The organism is Pseudomonas sp. WT-JTC (assembly GCF_056711565.1).
Map to the genome: position 1 here is coordinate 1,359,789 of NZ_CM160042.1, position 18,200 is coordinate 1,377,988.

15 protein-coding genes are annotated in these 18,200 nt (G+C 59.5%); 4 read left to right on the plus strand and 11 right to left on the minus strand.

The features are described 5' to 3' along the window. Positions 1-65: 65 nt before the first annotated feature. The 3 genes from AC06G5_RS05995 to AC06G5_RS06005 all read right to left on the minus strand — a co-directional run bounded on the left by AC06G5_RS05995 (position 66) and on the right by AC06G5_RS06005 (position 3,322). A complete protein-coding gene (locus tag AC06G5_RS05995) occupies positions 66-1,679 on the minus strand; it encodes an NAD(P)/FAD-dependent oxidoreductase (RefSeq protein WP_413424497.1) in 1,614 nt (537 codons plus the stop codon). Between the two features lie 107 nt (positions 1,680-1,786). Further along, the gene (locus AC06G5_RS06000; protein ID WP_480459079.1) at positions 1,787-2,455 is read right to left on the minus strand and encodes a COG3650 family protein; all 669 of its coding nucleotides are present in this window, start codon (positions 2,453-2,455) and stop codon (positions 1,787-1,789) included. Between the two features lie 267 nt (positions 2,456-2,722). Next, positions 2,723-3,322, minus strand: coding sequence for a short chain dehydrogenase (locus AC06G5_RS06005; protein ID WP_413703473.1), 600 nt, complete (start codon positions 3,320-3,322; stop codon positions 2,723-2,725). 107 nt (positions 3,323-3,429) lie between these two features. Here AC06G5_RS06005 and AC06G5_RS06010 point away from each other — a divergent pair, with 107 nt between their 5' ends. Next, positions 3,430-4,338, plus strand: coding sequence for a LysR family transcriptional regulator (locus AC06G5_RS06010; RefSeq protein WP_008052920.1), 909 nt, complete (start codon positions 3,430-3,432; stop codon positions 4,336-4,338). A 217-nt stretch (positions 4,339-4,555) separates the two neighbouring features. On the opposite strand, the gene AC06G5_RS06015 is transcribed toward AC06G5_RS06010, so the two are convergent. From AC06G5_RS06015 to AC06G5_RS06035, 5 genes are all read right to left on the minus strand, one after another. Further along, complete coding sequence (locus AC06G5_RS06015; RefSeq protein ID WP_413424490.1) at positions 4,556-5,257, minus strand: ABC transporter ATP-binding protein; 702 nt, start codon at positions 5,255-5,257, stop codon at positions 4,556-4,558. Continuing rightward, on the minus strand, positions 5,258-6,025 hold the full coding sequence (gene livG, locus AC06G5_RS06020; RefSeq protein WP_413424488.1) for a high-affinity branched-chain amino acid ABC transporter ATP-binding protein LivG: 768 nt from the start codon (positions 6,023-6,025) through the stop codon (positions 5,258-5,260). Beyond that, positions 6,022-7,278 (minus strand): high-affinity branched-chain amino acid ABC transporter permease LivM, encoded by a 1,257-nt coding sequence (locus AC06G5_RS06025; protein WP_413424486.1) that lies wholly within the window; start codon positions 7,276-7,278, stop codon positions 6,022-6,024. The genes livG and AC06G5_RS06025 overlap by 4 nt, the downstream gene beginning before the upstream one ends. Next, a complete protein-coding gene (livH, locus tag AC06G5_RS06030; protein ID WP_046043982.1) occupies positions 7,275-8,198 on the minus strand; it encodes a high-affinity branched-chain amino acid ABC transporter permease LivH in 924 nt (307 codons plus the stop codon). The genes AC06G5_RS06025 and livH overlap by 4 nt, the downstream gene beginning before the upstream one ends. A gap of 227 nt (positions 8,199-8,425) precedes the next feature. Further along, the gene (locus tag AC06G5_RS06035; RefSeq protein WP_413424484.1) at positions 8,426-9,553 is read right to left on the minus strand and encodes a branched-chain amino acid ABC transporter substrate-binding protein; all 1,128 of its coding nucleotides are present in this window, start codon (positions 9,551-9,553) and stop codon (positions 8,426-8,428) included. Between the two features lie 351 nt (positions 9,554-9,904). Between AC06G5_RS06035 and AC06G5_RS06040 the strand changes: the two genes are divergently transcribed. Next, positions 9,905-10,210, plus strand: coding sequence for a DUF2288 domain-containing protein (locus AC06G5_RS06040; RefSeq protein WP_111281502.1), 306 nt, complete (start codon positions 9,905-9,907; stop codon positions 10,208-10,210). A 298-nt stretch (positions 10,211-10,508) separates the two neighbouring features. On the opposite strand, the gene AC06G5_RS06045 is transcribed toward AC06G5_RS06040, so the two are convergent. After that, complete coding sequence (locus tag AC06G5_RS06045; protein ID WP_413703472.1) at positions 10,509-12,707, minus strand: hypothetical protein; 2,199 nt, start codon at positions 12,705-12,707, stop codon at positions 10,509-10,511. Between the two features lie 196 nt (positions 12,708-12,903). Between AC06G5_RS06045 and AC06G5_RS06050 the strand changes: the two genes are divergently transcribed. Further along, positions 12,904-13,800 carry an NAD(P)-dependent oxidoreductase gene (locus AC06G5_RS06050; protein WP_413424479.1) on the plus strand — a complete coding sequence of 299 codons (897 nt, stop codon included), beginning with the start codon at positions 12,904-12,906 and terminating at the stop codon, positions 13,798-13,800. Here the strand turns inward: AC06G5_RS06050 and AC06G5_RS06055 are convergent. Both AC06G5_RS06055 and AC06G5_RS06060 read right to left on the minus strand, forming a co-directional pair. Beyond that, complete coding sequence (locus AC06G5_RS06055) at positions 13,757-15,973, minus strand: putative bifunctional diguanylate cyclase/phosphodiesterase (RefSeq protein ID WP_480459083.1); 2,217 nt, start codon at positions 15,971-15,973, stop codon at positions 13,757-13,759. The two genes, AC06G5_RS06050 and AC06G5_RS06055, sit on opposite strands and share 44 nt — an antisense overlap. A gap of 147 nt (positions 15,974-16,120) precedes the next feature. Then, positions 16,121-16,486: a YkgJ family cysteine cluster protein gene (locus AC06G5_RS06060; protein ID WP_008016472.1), complete on the minus strand. Its 366-nt coding sequence runs from the start codon at positions 16,484-16,486 to the stop codon at positions 16,121-16,123. Positions 16,487-16,754: 268 nt separating this feature from the next. On the opposite strand from AC06G5_RS06060, the gene AC06G5_RS06065 reads away from it, so the two are divergent. Beyond that, a complete protein-coding gene (locus AC06G5_RS06065; protein ID WP_413424475.1) occupies positions 16,755-18,104 on the plus strand; it encodes a spinster family MFS transporter in 1,350 nt (449 codons plus the stop codon). Positions 18,105-18,200 lie beyond the last annotated feature (96 nt).

The window sequence follows — 18,200 nt, forward strand, 5'->3', positions numbered from 1 at the left end:
TCCAACATATGTATTGGCTGATCCACCGCTTTCGCGAGCAAGCCCGCTCCCACATTAGAGTGGTATCAGGCCTCGAGACCGAGGATGTCCCGGGCCACCGCTTCGGCAATGCGAATCCCGTCGACACCCGCCGAGAGAATCCCGCCCGCGTAACCGGCACCTTCACCGGCCGGGAACAAGCCTTTCACGTTCAGGCTCTGCATCGACTCGTTGCGGGTAATGCGCAGTGGCGACGACGTACGCGTCTCGATTCCGGTCAACACCGCATCGTGCAGCGAGTAACCGCGAATCTGCTTCTCGAACGCCGGCAAGGCTTCGCGAATCGCTTCGATGGCGAACGCCGGCAAGGCCAGCGCCAGATCACCCAGGGCAACGCCCGGCTTATAGGACGGCTCGACGCTGCCCAATTCGGTGGACGCTTTGCCTGCGATAAAATCGCCGACCAGTTGCGCCGGGGCTTCGTAGTTGCTGCCACCCAGCACAAAGGCGTGGGATTCCAGGCGTTCCTGCAGCTCGATACCGGCCAGCGGACCGCCCGGATAATCGACTTCCGGGGTAATGCCGACGACGATGCCGGAGTTGGCATTGCGCTCGTTACGCGAGTACTGGCTCATGCCATTGGTCACGACGCGGTTCGGTTCGGACGTCGCCGCCACGACCGTACCGCCCGGGCACATGCAGAAGCTGTAGACCGAACGACCGTTCCTGGCGTGGTGCACCAGTTTGTAGTCGGCGGCGCCCAGTTTCGGGTGGCCTGCGTACTTGCCCAGGCGCGCGCGGTCGATCAGCGACTGCGGGTGCTCGATGCGGAAACCCACCGAGAACGGCTTGGCTTCCATGTACACGCCACGGCCGTGGAGCATGCGGAATGTATCGCGGGCGCTGTGGCCGAGGGCCAGGATCACATGTTTCGAATGGATCTGTTCGCCGCCGTTGAGCTCGACGCCGACCAGTTGGCCGTCATCGATCAACACGTCGGTGACACGCTGCTGGAAGCGCACTTCGCCGCCAAGGGCGCGAATCTGCTCACGCATGTTTTCCACCACACCGGTCAGACGGAACGTACCAATGTGCGGTTTGCTGACGTAGAGGATTTCTTCCGGCGCGCCGGCCTTGACGAATTCGTGCAGGACCTTGCGACCGAGGAACTTCGGATCCTTGATCTGGCTGTACAGCTTGCCGTCGGAGAATGTCCCCGCGCCGCCTTCGCCGAATTGCACGTTGGATTCCGGGTTGAGCACGCTTTTGCGCCACAGGCCCCAGGTGTCCTTGGTGCGCTGGCGTACTTCGGTTCCGCGTTCGAGGATGATCGGCTTGAAGCCCATTTGCGCCAGCAGCAGCCCGGCGAAAATCCCGCACGGACCGAAGCCGACGACGATCGGACGCGCATTCAGGTCGGCCGGAGCCTGGCCTACCGCTTTGTAGCTGACATCCGGTGCCACGTTGACGTTACGGTCGTCGGCGAACTTGTGCAGCACCGCCGCCTCGTCGCGAACTTGAAGGTCGATGGTGTAGATGAAACACAGTTCCGAGGACTTTTTACGCGCATCGTAGCTGCGCTTGAACAAGGTGAAATCGAGCAGGTCATCGCTGGCAAGCCCTAAGCGCTGCACGATGGCAGGGCGCAGGTCTTCATCGGGATGGTCGATCGGCAACTTGAGTTCGGTGATTCGTAACATGGCGGGATCCGGTTCGCGGGGCGCACAACTGCGCCAGGGCGTTTGAAGCCGGCAATTATAAGCCCCAAAGGCAGCGTCCAGTGAGGCAAAAACCGCCTCTCGTCGAATCAGTCGTCGCGCGATCCTCCGAAATAACCGCATCCGCGCTGAACCTGGCCGTCAATTCGCAGCTCGGCGCTCATGTGCTGGATGCTGCCGGTGCTGCTGTCGACGCAACGTTGCGGTGCAACCCAGAGTTCGATGTGCTGGTTGTTGGCTTCGGTGCTGAGGTTGAAACGGCCATCGCCCAGTTGCTCCTCGACGTAGGGCACGGCCAGCGGCGGCTGGCCGGCGCGGTCGACGACCATGCCTTTGCCGCTGACTTTCACGCTCCACTCCGGGGTGTGCCCGGCGGCGCGCAGAATCAGCTGTTTGAAGTTCGGATCATCGCACGCCGTGCCCGAGCGCTCGACGCGGTACAACTGCTCCAGATCGAACTGGCCGTCACCACCGCTGCCGGCCACAACCCGTCCGCGCACGTCGGCAAACAGCTTGCCCTGTTTGTCCGCCAGGCTGGCGGCCTGCTGCAGGACACTGGTACCGCCCGTGTCGTTGACTACATAGCGGTTTGCCTGGTTGCACGGCTGGAACACCAGTTTGCCATCCGCTGCGGTCAACTGGCCTTGCATGCGTGTCTGGCCGACATGGGAAGCGCTCTGCCGTTCACCCTCGAACAACTGGCAAGCGGCGAACAGCGGAAGCAAGGCGACGAGGACTAGGGAACGGGCAACACGCATCTTGGGGTCTCCTGACAGGTGCCGCCACGTTACTCAGGCAAGCCTGTGATCACAAGGCTTGTGTGTCGGGGATTGAGTTGCCGGAGGCGTAGCGTCTTTCATCAACCATGGACATTGCTGCTGTTTTTTTTGGTACTGATCGGTGCCAGCCTGATCTGTCATCGATGGTTTGAACGGCCGATGCAACAGTGGCTGCGACAGTTCGGGCACGGGCGTCTGGCGAACGGCGTGATCGTTCGCCAGTAACGCGTCTGTCAGAAAGGACGGTCAGCCGACGTGAAAGGTCTGACCTGTTTGCAGGCCTTCCACGCTCTTGGCGTAGGCCAACGCCACATCTACCGCAGGAACCGGCTTGAAGCCGCGGAAGTACGGCGCGTATTTGCCCATGGCTTCGACCAGGACGTTCGGGCTGATCGAGTTCACACGCAGGCCGCGCGGCAGTTCGATGGCGGCGGCCCGGACGAAGCTGTCCAGTGCACCGTTGACCAGCGCCGCTGAGGCACCGCTGTAAATCGGATCGTGGCTGAGCACGCCAGTGGTGAAGGTGAACGAAGCGCCGTCGTTGGCGAACTCGCGTCCGATCAACAGCAGGTTGACCTGGCCCATGAGTTTGTCTTGCAGGCCCAGGGCAAAGCTCTCTTCGGTCATCTCATTGAGCGGGGCAAAGGTCACGTTGCCCGCGGCGCACACCAGTGCGTCGAATTTGCCGGTCTGCTCGAACAGTTTGCGAATCGAGGCGCTGTCGCTGATGTCGACATGAAAGTCGCCGCTGGTGCGACCGATGCGGATGATTTCGTGGCGTGGCGACAGTTCTTTGTCGATGGCCGAACCGATGGTGCCGCCTGCGCCGATCAATAGAATTTTCATGGATGTTGATCCTCGTTGTGGATTGAACGAGGTATCAGTTTAGGGTGGTTTTTTCTGCAGATAAGCGCGCTAATAGGCAACCTTTGGTTTTCAAATGGAAACAATCCATGAGCGAGATGGATGACCTGGCCGCGTTCGCCGTGTTGATCGAAGCGGGAAGTTTCACCCTGGCGGCGCAGCAGCTCGGTTGCAGCAAAGGCCAGTTGTCCAAACGCATCAGCCAGTTGGAGGCGCAGTTCTCCGTGGTGCTGTTGCAACGCACCACCCGCCGCCTGAGCCTGACCGCTGCCGGTGCTGCGTTGTTGCCCCAGGCACAGGCGCTGGTGGTGCAAGTCGAGCGGGCGCGCCAGGCCCTGGCGCGTCTGAAGGACGACATGGCCGGCCCGGTGCGGATGACGGTGCCGGTATCACTCGGGGAAACCTTCTTCGATGGCCTGCTGCTGGAGTTCTCCGCCAAATACCCTCAGGTGCAGATCGAACTGGAGCTCAACAACAGCTACCGCGACCTGTCCCGTGACGGCTTCGACCTGGCGATTCGCTCTGACGTGGCCATTGACCAGCGACTGGTGGCGCGCCCGCTGCTGGCGTGGCAAGAGCTGACCTGTGCCAGCCCGGCTTATCTGGAACAATACGGTGAACCGCAAACGCCCCAGGCGTTGGCCGAGCATCGTTGCCTGCTCAACAGCCATTACAGCGGCCGCGAAGAATGGCTTTATCACCAGCAGCATGAGTTGTTGCGGGTGCGGGTGTCTGGGCCGTTCGCCAGCAACCACTACAACCTCTTGAAGAAAGCCGCACTGGTCGGCGCCGGTATTGCGCGCCTGCCATCCTACTGCTTGCCAACAGAACTGGCCGACGGGCGCTTGCGATGGCTCCTGCGCGATTATCAGACCCGCAGCATGCCAATGTATCTGGTGCATCCGTATCAGGGTGGATTGCCCAAGCGCACGCAAGTGCTGGCGGACTATTTGATCGGGTGGTTCAAGCGCAGTGGGGAGGCGTTGGATCGGTTGTAAATCTTCACACGCACGTCGTCCTGTAGGAGCGAGCCTGCTCCGGGGGGCGTTCCGACGATGGACGTTAACGATGACGAGGGTTGTCTGAATGAACGCGGCGCCCTCCAGTTCTTCGCGAGCAAGCTCGCTCCTACAGAAGAGGGTTTGCGTAGTCAGGGAGGTTGGCAGGCATAAAAAAAACGGCCCGCAAAGGCCGTTTTTTGTTTACCGCAAAGGCTTAGCCACCGAGGTACGCGTCACGCACTTTCGGATCGGTCAACAGCGCTTCACCGGTGCCTGTCATCACTACCCGGCCGTTCTCCAGAACGTAGGCACGGTCAGCGATTTTCAGTGCCTGGTTGGCGTTCTGCTCGACCAGGAACACGGTCACACCGTCCTTGCGCAGCTGTTCGATGATGTCGAAGATCTGCTGGATGATGATCGGTGCCAGGCCCAACGACGGCTCGTCGAGCAGCAACAGCTTGGGCTTGCTCATCAGCGCACGGCCGATGGCGAGCATTTGCTGTTCGCCGCCGGACATGGTGCCGCCACGCTGGCTGAAGCGTTCTTTCAGGCGTGGGAAAAGTCCGAGGACCTTGTCCATCTGTTCCTGATAATCGCCCTTGTCGGTGAAGAAACCACCCATGGAGAGGTTTTCTTCCACGGTCAGGCGGGAAAACACCCGACGACCTTCCGGCACCACGGCAATGCTCTTGCGCATGATCTGCGAGGAGTCCTGGCCGACCAGTTCCTCACCCATGTAGCGGATGCTGCCGCTGTGGGCCTGCGGCGAACCGCAGAGCGTCATCAGCAGGGTCGACTTGCCGGCACCGTTGGCGCCGATCAGGGTCACGATCTCGCCCTGACGGACTTCGACGTTGACGCTGTGCAGGGCCTGGATCTTGCCGTAGAAGGTGGAAACGTTTTCGAACTGCAGCATTTACGCTTCCCCCAGGTAGGCTTTGATCACTTCAGGATTGTCGCGGATCTGTTCCGGTGTGCCGTCGGCCAGGGGCGTGCCCTGGTTGATCACGACGATGTGGTCGGAAATGCTCATGACCAGTTTCATGTCGTGTTCGATCAGCAGCACGGTGACGTTGTGCTCTTCACGCAGCACGCTGATCAGCGCCTTGAGGTCTTCGGTTTCCTTCGGGTTCAGGCCGGCGGCCGGTTCGTCGAGCATGAGGATCCGCGGACGGGTCATCATGCAGCGGGCGATTTCCAGGCGACGTTGCTGTCCATAGGCCAGGGTGCCGGCCGGGCGGTTGGCGAACTCCTTGAGGTGAACCTTTTCCAGCCAGTACTCGGCGTACTCCATGGCCTCGCGCTCGCTTTTGCGGAACGACGGGGTCTTGAACAGGCCGGACAGGAAGTTGGTGTTCAGGTGACGGTGCTGGGCGATCAGGAGGTTTTCGACCGCCGTCATGTCCTTGAACAACCGCACGTTCTGGAAGGTGCGCACCACGCCCTTGAGGGCGATCTTGTGGCCGGGCAGGCCCTCGATCGGCTCGCCGTCCAGCAGGATGCTGCCGCCGCTCGGCTTGTAGAAGCCGGTCAGGCAGTTGAACACGGTGGTCTTGCCGGCGCCGTTGGGGCCGATCAGAGCCACGACCTGCTTTTCCTTCACGCTCAGGGCTACGCCGTTGACCGCCAGCAAACCGCCGAAGCGCATGCTCAGATTTTCTACTTTAAGGATCTCGCGGCTCATTTACGCAGCTCCATGTGAGGACGTTGCATAGGCAGCAGACCTTGAGGACGCCAGATCATCATCAGCACCATCAAGGCGCCGAACATCAACATGCGGTATTCGCTGAAGTCACGCATCAGCTCGGGCAACAGGATCATCACGACAGCTGCGAGGACCACGCCCAACTGCGAGCCCATGCCGCCCAGCACCACGATGGCGAGGATGGTGGCCGACTCGATGAAGGTGAACGACTCCGGCGTGACCAGCCCTTGACGCGCGGCGAAGAAGCTACCGGCGAAACCGGCGAAGCAGGCACCCAGGGTGAAGGCCGACAGCTTGATCACGGTCGGGTTCAGGCCCAGGGCACGGCAGGCGATTTCGTCTTCGCGCAAAGCTTCCCAGGCACGGCCGATTGGCATGCGCAGCAGGCGGTTGATCACGAACAGCGCGAACAGCGCCAGCAACAACGCAACGAGGTAGAGGAATACCACCTTGCTGACCGGGTTGTAAGTCAGGCCGAAGTACTCGTGGAAGGTCTGCATGCCTTCGGCGGCCGTTCTATCGAAGCTCAGGCCGAACAGCGACGGTTTGGGGATGTTGCTGATGCCGTTCGGTCCGCCCGTGAGGTCCGTCAGGTTACGCAGGAACAGACGGATAATCTCACCGAAGCCCAGGGTCACGATCGCCAGGTAGTCACCGCGCAGACGAAGTACCGGGAAGCCCAGCAGGAAGCCGAACGTCGCAGCCATCAGTCCGGCGATGGGCAGGCAGATCCAGAAGCTCAGGCCGTAGTAGTGCGACAGCAGCGCATAGCTGTAGGCGCCCACCGCGTAGAAACCGACGTAGCCCAGGTCGAGCAACCCCGCCAGACCGACCACGATGTTCAGGCCCAGACCGAGCAGTACATAGATCAGAATCAGCGTGGCGATATCCACCGCACCGCGCGAGCCGAAGAACGGCCACACCAGAGCGACCACGATCAACCCCATGATGATCCAGCGTTGGGTGCTGGGCAGGGTCATGAAGTGGCTGACCTTCGGCGAAACCAGCGAGCCTTTCGGCGCTGACTTCATCATGGTGCTCCACTGCTTGTCGAACAGCACCCGCAGGAACATCAGCACCGAGCTGGCGGTGATGATGAACAGCGTGGAGGTACTGGCACCCAGTACTTCGAGGTTGATGCCGGCGATGGACAGTTTCAGACCGAGTACCGGATAGGCCACGGCCCAGACCAGCAGGGCGCTGAACAGCGCTTGTTTAAGATTCCTAGTCATACTTTCTCAATCTCCGGACGCCCCAACAGGCCGGTTGGCCGGAATAACAACACCAGAACCAGAAGGCCGAAAGCCACCACGTCCTTGTACTGGTCACCGAATATATCGGCACCGAATGCTTCCGCCACCCCCAGCACCAGCCCACCGAGCATGGCGCCCGGAATGCTGCCGATGCCACCCAGTACCGCCGCGGTAAAGGCCTTGAGGCCCACCAGGAATCCGGCGTTGGGGTTGATCACGCCGTACTGCATGCTCAGCAGTACAGCCGCCACGGCCGCCAGGGCGGCACCGATGACGAAGGTCAGGGCGATGATGTTGTTGGTGTTGATGCCCAGCAGGTTGGCCATCTTGATGTCTTCGGCACAGGCCCGGCAGGCGCGTCCCAGGCGTGAACGCGAGATGAACTGGGTGAGGCAGAGCATCACCACCAGGGTCACCACGAACACCAGGATCTGCATGTAGGAGATCAGCACTTCCTGTGCGCCGCCCGGACCGAAACTGAAGCTGCCCGGAATCAGGTTGGGGATCGATTTGTCCTTGGAGTCCTGCGAGAGCAGTACGGAGTTTTGCAGGAAGATCGACATGCCGATGGCCGAGATCAGCGGGATCAGACGGTTACTGCCCCGCAGAGGGCGGTAGGCGATCCGTTCGATGCTGTAGCCGTAGGCACTGGTTACAACGATGGTCGCCAGGAATGCGGCGGTCATCAACAGTGGCAGAGAATGGATACCCAGCATGGCCAGTCCGGCAAGGACGATGAAGGCCACGTAGGAACCGATCATGTAGACCTCGCCATGGGCGAAGTTGATCATTCCAATAATGCCGTAAACCATTGTGTAGCCAATGGCAATCAGGGCATAGGTGCTGCCAATGGTCAGCCCATTAACCAGCTGTTGGAAGAAGTGATAGATCTCAGGCATTACAACGCTCCTAAAAACCTGATACGCATTTCACTGGTGGAGTCATGTTCCGGCCCGGGCTGTGTGGTCTGTAGCCACCTTCGCACGAGCGTTTGCCAGCGAACCGCTGGTGACGGTTTTAAGATTTTCAGGTAAATCAGCTCCCGGATCGCGGGACTCTGACCTATTAACCTCGTAAAACAAAGCCCACTGCTTGCGCAGTGGGCTCTATTACTCATGGAGCCAGTTTACTGAGGCGAAACTTCGGTCTTTGGTTTACCGAAATGCCACTGATAAACCACGAACTTGAAGTCCTTCAGGTCGCCCTTGTCGTCGAACGACAGGTCGCCGGTCGGAGTCTTGAAGGTGCCTTTGTGAATGGCTTCAGCCACCTTGGCAGTGTCTTCGCTCTTGGCGGTCTTGATACCTTCGGCGATCACTTCGACGGCCGAGTAGGCCGGGAACACGAACGGGCCGGTCGGGTCCTGTTTCTTGGCGGCGAACGCCTCAACCAGCGCCTTGTTGGACGGGTCTTGGTCGAAAGATTTCGGCAGGGTCACCAACAGGCCTTCGGAAGCGTCCTGGGCGATTTGCGAGATGGAGTCGTTGCCCACACCTTCAGGCCCCATGAACTTGGCGTTCAGGCCCTTTTCCTTGGATTGACGCAGGATCAGGCCCAGTTCCGGGTGGTAGCCGCCGTAGTAGACGAAGTCGACGTTGGCTTGCTTGAGCTTCTGAATGATCGAGGAGAAGTCCTTGTCACCCGCGTTGAGACCTTCGAACACGGCAACCTTGACGCCTTTGCCTTCGAGGGTTTTCTTCACGGAAGTGGCGATGCCTTCACCGTATTGCTGTTTGTCGTGCAGCACAGCAACGATTTTCGGTTTTACGTGGTTGGCGATGTAGTTACCGGCGGCAGGGCCCTGGGCGCTGTCCAGGCCGATGGTGCGGAACACCATTTTGTAACCACGTGCGGTGATGTCCGGGCTGGTGGCAGCCGGGGTGATCATGATCACGCCTTCGTCTTCGTAGATGTCCGAAGCCGGTTGAGTGGAGCTGGAGCAGAGGTGACCGACAACGAATTTCACACCATCGTTGACCACTTTGTTGGCGACGGCCACGGCTTGTTTAGGGTCGCACGCGTCGTCGTATTCCTTGGCTTCGAGCATCTTGCCGTCGACGCCGCCCTTGGCGTTGATCTGCTCGATGGCCATCTTGGCGCCGATGAACTGCATGTCGCCGTACTGAGTGACCGGGCCGGTTTTAGGGCCGGCGATGCCGATCTTGATGGTGTCAGCTGCGAACGAATGGCTGGCAACCCCGGCCAGAACCATAGCGGCAAACAGTTTGGAAATCTGCTTAGTAGCCTTAGTCATAGTGCTCCACTCTTACTGTTGTAGTTTTTATAGTCCTGGCGCCGAAAGCAGCAGAACCGGGTCAGATATCTGCGACATTCCCCGGAAAAGTCCCTCGGCAACTGTACCGGTACAGTGTAGAGCGCCGATTGTCGGCCTGGGAAGGCGGCGCCGGGGGACAAAACCTGCAGATGTCGCTTTATTGAAAGAAAAAGACAGAATTGCGGCGGGGGTGTTGAGAGGCTTATAGCCGTATTCCGTGCATTCCCTGGCTTTCCTGCGCTTTTCATTTCGGTCACTCAATTGCATCCGGGTTTTTCTGCCAGACAACCGACGTTATCATTCGCGTCGATTTCTTTTCCGGACAGTCCCATGAATCAAGAACCTAGCACCCTCTATGCCAAGCTGCTTGGTGAAACCGCATCTATTTCCTGGAAAGAGCTGGAGCCGTTCTTTGCCAAGGGTGCCCTATTGTGGGTCGATCCTGGCCTGGATTTGATCGCCGCCGCCGAGGCGGTGGCCCAGGATGAAGGGGAGAAAGTGGCTGCCTGGCTGGCTGCTGACAAACTCGCCAAGCTGTCTGAAACACGGGCGCTGGATCTTTTTGAACGTGATCCGCAGTTGTGGGCCGTGGTTGTTTCGCCGTGGATTCTGGTCCAGGAAAGGGCGCAGGCTTAATAAGCTGCACCTGAATGGTGCACTGCTTTCAGAGGGAAAAGTGTGTAGCCGAGTAGCGTGATGGCACGTTGCCGTAGAGAAAGGCCACAGCCTCACGGTGACGTAAACGTAACGGGAACAGTTGAGAGGGCAACTGAACGGCTGCTCAATTGTTTCTGGACGTTGAATTGCGGTGACTTTGAGGTCGCCTTCGTCGGAACGCCGCCCGGAGCAAGCCCGCTCCCACATTTAACCGTGTTCCTCCAGAAGGAATGCAGTCGAATGTGGGAGCGGGCTTGCTCGCGAATGGGGGCGACGCTTAGTAAGCCGTCTTGCCCGTATGGTTGTTCAACGAAATGACCTTGGTCTTGCCGATGCGGTGACGGTAGATCTCGCGCAGGTACTTGATCGCTTTCTTCACACAGTCGCGCGACAGGCGGATGTCGTTGATCGAGACGAATTTTTCCTTGTCGTTGATCAGTTCGCGGTACTTCTTCTCGTACATCGGCTTGATCGCGTACCAGTTGGTATCGAGGATCTTTGCCGGGTTCTCGAATTCGTTGAGCAAGTCGTCGATGCGGCCTTCGTCGAATTCTTCCTGGACGATGAAGTCCAGGATCGAGTTGTCCAGGGTTTCGTCGAAACGGTAGGCAGACTTCGCAAAGCAGCGCTTGATGAAGGCCACGATCAGCGTCAGGAAGTCGTCCGACAGGCACGGGCTCTTGGCGATCAGGGTGGTCAGCGACAGGTTGGCCGATGCACCGATCACCAGCGCGTAGCGCTTGAGCGTGGTGTTGGGGAACAGGCTGTTGAGGTGAGTCTTCAACCGGTTCAGGTCCATGTAGGACAGCTTGTAGTCCTTCGGCAGGGAAACGATCGACACCACCGACGAGCAATTCTTGAAGAAGTGCAGGTCATGCAGGGCCGCCGCGTCATAACCCGAGTTCTTGTACTGCTCCAGCGACGCGCGATAGCGCTTGGACTCGATCGGCAACAGGCTGATGCCTTCGATGGCCTGGGTGACCTTGTTGAAGTGCGGCAAGTCGATCGAACGGAAGAACAGGTCATCGATGTTCAGGCGCTGCGGCTCTTTCTCGAACACCTTGAATTTGTCGCTGCTCGGCGGCGGGGTTTCCGGCACCACGGACTCGGCATAGGCAATCGCCACCGGGCCGGCCAGGCTCATGAACAGGTCGTTGGCGTCCAGGCGGATGGTTTCGCCGATGTCGATGCCGGCACGACGGAAATAGTTCTGGTCGTAGTCGGTGGTTACCGCCTGGGCCGTCAGAATGTTGAAGATCTGCTGCGAGATGTATTGGTTGGCGTGCTTTTCCATGGCATTGACATCAATGTTCTGGATATTGCCGTCATCGTTCTCTTCGGCGTAACGCATGATGTCGTTGGAAATCAGCATCATCGCGTTCCACGGGCGGATGCGGCCCATGACGCTGGCTTCGCTGCTGTCTTCGTTGGCGAAGTTGTAGGAGAAGTCCCACTCTTCCGACAGGTACTTGCACAGCAGGCGACCGGCGTTGATGTGCAGCGCCTCGGACATTTCACTGCGGTGATCGGAAATGTTCGGCAGTACACAGATGCCACTGGTGAAGATCGGTTCGAAGACGAAGGAGTGGCCGCTCTTGCTGTCGTGCTCGTCCATCGGTTTGGTGTCGAACGTCTTGTTCATGTACGAGTGTTGCTGGGCCAGGCCGAATTCCGAGGCCATGCCCGAGCCGGTACCGCCGCCGGCACTGAAGATCGAGAAGTACAGGCGCGACTGGTTGGCCTTGATACCGCAGCTGTCGATCAGGTACGAGTGAATCATTTTCCAGTCAGGGCTGGAGAAACGCTGGGTGTCCTTGTTCAGGATGATCTTGGCCAGGTACTGGCCGAGGATCGGCGCGTTACCGGCGCCGCCGGCGTGGACTTCCGACAAGTCCATGATTTTCATCTTGCTGTAGTCACGCAGGAAACCGCTTTTTTCGCCCTTGCGCGAGAAACGGATGCGTCCGGCGATGTCCTTGTCCAGGTCGCCGAGCATCACCAGCGGCTCGACCAGAAACACCGGCTTGGTGTTTTTGTTCTGGCCCAGGCGCAGGTTGTTGCGGATCCACTGGGCCGGGCTGTAGCCCTTTTCGGCAAATCGCTTGTCCGGCGACAGGCGATCTTCGTTGTTGAATTCGTTGAGGTAGAACTTGCGGGCGTTGTACACCAGCTCCGCCACGTCCAGCGCAATGTTCGAGCCGCAGCGGCCCAGGCCGATCAGGCACACCGACGGGAATTCCTGGTCGTTGTGCTGTTCGCTGTCGCCTTCCAGATGCGGCGCGCGCGGGAACACCATGTCGCGCAGGCCGTCGAGGTTATCGAGGATGCGGTCGGTGTTGGTTTCGGTGAAGTACAGGTATTGCTGGGTCGCCAACGGGCGGGATTGAATCAATGGCTTCGGTGATGACGGGCTGTTGGCCGCGGGGCTCAACGTCAGATCGGTTACCGCAGTGGCCGGGGTGTTTTTAGAAGTCATTGTTCGCCATCTACCTGGGCTGATTGGTTGGCCGACTCACTGTCGTCGAACCGTCACGGAATAGAATCGCGTCTTTTTTCAGCGCGTACTTGGACCATGCCTTGGTCTTTAGCCTGAGCGTCACTCGGAGTGAATCCTTTCCTAAGTCATGATGGATCGGCCAATATTTGGCGATCTTTAATCAAAAGGAGGCTAAATGATGTCAACGCTACCTTCGCTGGGGTTTGCCGGGATCGGCCTGATGGGGCTGCCGATGTGCCGGCGCCTGCTGGCCGCGGGCTATCCGCTGGCGGTATGGAATCGCAATCCGGACAAGTGCAGGCCGCTGGTGGAGGCAGGCGCACGCCAGGTCGCCAGCCCGGCCGAACTGTGCCAGCACGCCGACGTGGTGATGTTGTGCCTGGCGGATACGTCGGTCGTACGCGAGGTAGTGTTTGGTCCGGCAGGCATTGTCGAGGGGGCAGGAAAAGGCCGGTTGCTGGTGGATTTTTCCAGTCTGGAACCCAATGCCACGCGGGAAATGGCCGCGGAGCTCGCCAGTAGAACCGGCATGGGCTGGCTCGACTCGCCGGTGTCCGGTGGCGTGGTCGGTGCCGAGGCTGGAAGCCTGGCGATCATGGTGGGTGGCGAGTCACGGGATCTGGAACGGGTTCGTCCTGTTCTGCTGAACCTGGGGCAGCGGGTGACGCACATGGGCGGCGTCGGGGCAGGGCAGGTGACCAAGGCGTGCAATCAGATGATCGTCGCCTGCAATGCATTGGTGATTGCCGAAGTGGTCGCGCTGGCCGAACGTTCCGGGGTGGATGCAAGCCTGATCGCCGAAGCGCTGGCCGGCGGCTTTGCCGATTCGAAACCGTTGCAGATCCTGGCCCCGCAGATGGCTGGAAACCGTTTCGAACCGGTCAAGTGGCACGTGCGCACGTTGCTCAAGGATCTGGACACAGCGGTGAAGTTTTCCCGTGAGCAAGGCTCGGCTACACCGATAAGCGGTCTGGCCGCGCAGTTGATGCGCCTGCATGGAAGTCAGGGTTTCCTTGAAAAAGACCCGTCTACGTTAGTGCAGATGTACCGTGAGCCAGACTCAGCGTCGTGACGGTATAGGCGTGTTTGCGCTGGTTGATTTCGTTCAGCACCGGATGCAGCTCGGCCAGTGGCACCGGCCGACTGAGCAAATATCCCTGGACGAAGTCACAGCCATGGTTTTCCAGGAACTGGTATTGCTCGAAGGTTTCGACCCCTTCGGTAACCACTTGCAGGTGCAGGGTATGGGCCATGACGATAATCGCCTGGACAATTTCCATGTCCTGGGTGGCCTTGGGGATGTCCTGGATGAACGAGCGGTCGATTTTCAGCGTGTTGAGGGGCAGGCGCTTGAGGTAGGCCAGGGATGAATAGCCGGTGCCGAAGTCATCGATCGACAGCGACACGCCAAGGGCGCGTATCTGCCGCAGCAGCACCAGGGTATTGGCGATATTGCCCATCAAGGCGTTTTCCGTGACCTCCAGTTCCAGGCGGTGGGGTTCCACACCGGTGGCCCGCAATGCGTACTCGATTTCATCGGCCAGTTCTTCGCGCGCCAGGTTCAGGGGCGAGCAATTCACGGCGATCTTGAGCTCTTCACAGCCCTGGCGCGACAACTTGCCCAGATCCTCGCAGGCCTTGCGCAGCACCCAGTTGTCCAGCTCGGCGATCAGTCCGTTGGCCTCGGCGATGGCGATAAAACGATCCGGTACGAGTAAACCGTGGACCGGGTGTTGCCAGCGGATCAAGGCTTCGAGCTTGCTGACCTGACCCGTCTTGAGGTCATAGATCGGTTGGTAATAGAGCATCAGGCCGGTGTCTTCACGCAGGGCGTGGCGCAACTCTTCTTCCAGTTGCAGCTCCAGCGTGGCGCGGGTTTTCAGGTTGGCGCTGAAAAAATTCAGGCTGTTGCGGCCGCTGCCCTTGGACTGATACAGCGCCAGGTCGGCGTTCTTCAGCAGTTCCTCACATGTCTTGCCGTCTTCCGGAAACATGCTGATGCCGATGCTGGTGGTCATGACCATGCGCCGGCCGGCCAGCTCGATGGGTTCCTTCATTTTCAGCATGATGCGTTGGGCCAACTGCCGCGCTTCGTCACGGTCATGCAGGTCAATGAGCAGGCAGAATTCGTCGCCACCGAAGCGTGCGACCACATCCTCGTGACTGCGAATCGAGCTCTTGATGTGCCCGGCAAGCACTTTGAGCAGTTCGTCACCGGCATCGTGGCCAAGACTGTCGTTGATCCGCTTGAAATGATCGATGTCCAGGAACAGGACCGCCAGCATCCCGGTCTCATTGGTTTTCTCGATGAGCTTTTCGGCGAAGACCTGGTTGAACCCGCGGCGATTGATCAAGTTGGTCAGCGGGTCGTAGTGCGCCACCTGCTGCAGCGACATGCGGGCCTGGTCCAGCTGGCTGAGCAGGGAGTTGACCCGTTGCAGGTCGTGGTCCTTGTGTTGCAGTTTCTTGTCCGCCAGTGCCGCACTGATGCTGCTGCCGATGATCAGCAGGGTCATGACCGTCACGGTCAGCGCCAGTTGCAGATGGCTTTGTTCGCCGGATTGCGCTGGCAGGCTGCCGTTGGGCAGTACCAGGTTGAAGGCGGCCATGGCAGTGAGGTGCATACTGAGGATGCCCGCCCCGAGCAGCAGGCTGGCGCAGCATTTGAAGAGCTGATGCAGCAAGCCGGCGCCATTGCGCAGATACCATGCCAGCAACAAGGCTGCCAGCGCGGCACCGATCGCGAGCGCGATGGAAAGGGCAAACAGACCCGGATGGTAATAGACCGAGGCACTGGAGTGCATGGCCGTCATGCCCACGTAATGCATGGTCGCGATACCCAGGCCAATCCCGATCGATGCCTTGAGGCACTGTTGCAAATTCAAATCAGGGAGGCTGAGGGTATGCATTGCCAGCCACGCGGCGAGCAGCGCGATGGTTAGCGAGAACACCGTGACAGGCAGTTGGTAGTAAAGGCCGATAGGCGCCTGGAATGCCAGCATCCCGACAAAATGCATGGCCCAGATGCCGCCGGCCAGGCATCCGCTGCCCACCCAGCGCCATCGTGTTTTGGAGGCGGATTTTTCAGCGTGAGCAACCCGTTCGGCCATGTCCAGTGTCGCGAAACAACCGACACAGGCGACCAGATAAGCCAGTAGCACCAGAAAAGGGTCATGTGCGCAATTGAGTATGACCTGCCCACTCTCTGGTAGCTCGGTAATGAAATGCAAACCAAGCCACTCCATAGCATGCCCCATCGTTATCCCTCAGGCCGGCGCAAGGAGCGCCGGCGAATGCCTTGGAGTATAGAGGGCATGTATAGAGTGCAAGCGATAGTGGCACATTGGCACCAATGATTTTGATATTAACCTAATAGCGATTGGTGCTAATACTCAGGCGATTTGCTTCTGAGGCGTCTCGAACGCGGGTTGCAGGGCCGGCAAGCCGAATGCGGCACGGGCCGCGTCGCAATCGGGATTGACCAGGCCATCGACCCATGAGGCGTCGAACTCCCGGCAGGTGCTGGAGCGTTTTTCGTAAATCGAGCACTGCACCGTACTGCCCACGTCGCCCACAAGGCTTGTGCAGCGCACGGGTTTACAGCCGGTGCCGATCATCGCGACCCGGCTGGGGCTGATCTGCTCGACGAGCTCATCGGGTACCGTCCCCCCGGCAGAAGCGCATTCACCCCAGAAAAATGACACGCGAAAATGAGAACAGCAGGCACCGCAATTCAGACACGGACTGGCTTCGGACATGGGCGATTATCGTAAGGAGGAGTGGAGACACAGGGGGGGAGCAAGGCCGCTATTCTAGGCTTCGCCAACGGCTTGGGAAGGGGGGTGGAAAGGTATTTTTCAACGAGCGGACGGACTGCGAAATACCCATCCTGCGAAAGCTCCTACAGGTTGCGTTCCATGGGTTGGTATCAGCCTGGCGAATAATGAAAGACAGGTGTGGCCGGCCTGTCTAGATTGCAAAGTCCGGGGGCAGTGACGCCCCAAAAACAATAAAAGAGACGGACCCATGCAGAACTCGACCCAAGCGGCCAATGCCTGGCGCATCCTGTTCCTGTTGTTCCTGGCCAACCTGTTCAATTTTTTCGACCGTACCATCCCGGCCATCATCATCGAGCCCATTCGCATGGAATGGCACCTCAGTGATTTCCAGTTGGGGATCATCGGTACGGCTTTCACCATCGTCTACGCCATTGCCGGCTTGCCGTTGGGGCGCATGGCCGATACCGGTTCGCGCAGCAAGCTGATGGGCTGGGGGCTGGCGGTGTGGAGCGGATTGACCGCCGTCAACGGTATGGTGGGCAGCTTCTGGAGCTTCCTGATCGTGCGCATGGGCATCGGCATCGGCGAGGCCAGTTACGCGCCAGCCGCCAACTCACTGATCGGCGACTTGTTTCCGGCGCACCGCCGGGCGCGGGCCATGGGCATCTTCATGCTCGGGTTGCCGTTGGGGCTGTTGCTGGCGTTCTTCACCATCGGCGCAATGGTCAAGGCGTTCGATAGCTGGCGCGCGCCGTTCTTTATCGCGGCGGTGCCCGGGCTGATCCTCGCGATCTTCATGTTTTTCATCAAGGAACCGAAACGCGGCGCCGCCGAGAGTGTTCAGGTATCGCAGGAAAAGATCGATCGGCCGATCCGTCGGGTATTGGCTGTGCCGACATTCCTGTGGCTGGTGATGGCCGGCCTGTGTTTCAACTTCGCCACCTATGCCTGCAACTCGTTTCTGGTGCCGATGCTGCAACGGTATTTCCTCATGCCGTTGCAGGAGGCCGCGGTCGCCACCGGAGTCATTGTCGGCGTGACCGGGTTGTTCGGCCTGACCCTCGGTGGCTGGATCGCAGACAAGATTCACCAGCGGATTGCCAATGGGCGGCTGTTGTTTGCGGCGTTCAGCCTGATGATTTCGACGGTCTGCACCGCGTGGGCGCTGCATTCCGGGCGCATCGAGATTGGGGTGTTTGTCGCCGTATTCAGCGTCGGCTGGCTGTTCGCCTACAACTTCTACACCTGCGTGTACACGGCGATACAGGATGTGGTGGAGCCGCGTTTGCGGGCGACGGCAATGGCGTTGTTCTTTGCCGGGTTGTACCTGTTGGGCGGTGGCTTGGGGCCGGTGGTGGTCGGCGCCTTGTCAGATCACTTTGCCCACTCGGCGATGCTGGCGGACGGTGCCGCGCAGATGACCGAAGCCTTCAAGGCGGTCGGCCTGCACGATGCGATGTACCTGATTCCGGTGGCGCTGTTTTTCACCGTGGTGTTTCTGTTCATGGCTTCGCGGTGTTTTGTGCGCGATGCCAAGCGGATGAAGGCGGGGTTGGTGGCGGTGGTTGAGCCTGAAGGTTCAGTGGTGACTGCCTGATCGCTTTCGTCGGAACGCCGCCCGGAGCAAGCCCGCTCCCATAGGTTCTGTGGTGTTCACAGATTCTGTGTACGACGCGGACACTGTGGGAGCGGG

Bases quoted from the DNA above. Each gene is read 5' to 3' on its own strand.
- AC06G5_RS06015 (WP_413424490.1), bottom strand. From the start codon at position 5,257: ATGCTGCAGTTCGAAAACGTTTCCACCTTCTACGGCAAGATCCAGGCC.
- AC06G5_RS06010 (WP_008052920.1), top strand. From the start codon at position 3,430: ATGAGCGAGATGGATGACCTGGCCGCGTTCGCCGTGTTGATCGAAGCG.
- AC06G5_RS06025 (WP_413424486.1), bottom strand. From the start codon at position 7,278: ATGACTAGGAATCTTAAACAAGCGCTGTTCAGCGCCCTGCTGGTCTGG.
- AC06G5_RS06060 (WP_008016472.1), bottom strand. From the start codon at position 16,486: ATGTCCGAAGCCAGTCCGTGTCTGAATTGCGGTGCCTGCTGTTCTCAT.
- AC06G5_RS05995 (WP_413424497.1), bottom strand. From the start codon at position 1,679: ATGTTACGAATCACCGAACTCAAGTTGCCGATCGACCATCCCGATGAA.
- AC06G5_RS06065 (WP_413424475.1), top strand. From the start codon at position 16,755: ATGCAGAACTCGACCCAAGCGGCCAATGCCTGGCGCATCCTGTTCCTG.
- AC06G5_RS06040 (WP_111281502.1), top strand. From the start codon at position 9,905: ATGAATCAAGAACCTAGCACCCTCTATGCCAAGCTGCTTGGTGAAACC.
- AC06G5_RS06045 (WP_413703472.1), bottom strand. From the start codon at position 12,707: ATGACTTCTAAAAACACCCCGGCCACTGCGGTAACCGATCTGACGTTG.
- AC06G5_RS06005 (WP_413703473.1), bottom strand. From the start codon at position 3,322: ATGAAAATTCTATTGATCGGCGCAGGCGGCACCATCGGTTCGGCCATC.
- livH (WP_046043982.1), bottom strand. From the start codon at position 8,198: ATGCCTGAGATCTATCACTTCTTCCAACAGCTGGTTAATGGGCTGACC.
- AC06G5_RS06050 (WP_413424479.1), top strand. From the start codon at position 12,904: ATGATGTCAACGCTACCTTCGCTGGGGTTTGCCGGGATCGGCCTGATG.
- livG (WP_413424488.1), bottom strand. From the start codon at position 6,025: ATGAGCCGCGAGATCCTTAAAGTAGAAAATCTGAGCATGCGCTTCGGC.
- AC06G5_RS06055 (WP_480459083.1), bottom strand. From the start codon at position 15,973: ATGGAGTGGCTTGGTTTGCATTTCATTACCGAGCTACCAGAGAGTGGG.
- AC06G5_RS06000 (WP_480459079.1), bottom strand. From the start codon at position 2,455: ATGCGTGTTGCCCGTTCCCTAGTCCTCGTCGCCTTGCTTCCGCTGTTC.
- AC06G5_RS06035 (WP_413424484.1), bottom strand. From the start codon at position 9,553: ATGACTAAGGCTACTAAGCAGATTTCCAAACTGTTTGCCGCTATGGTT.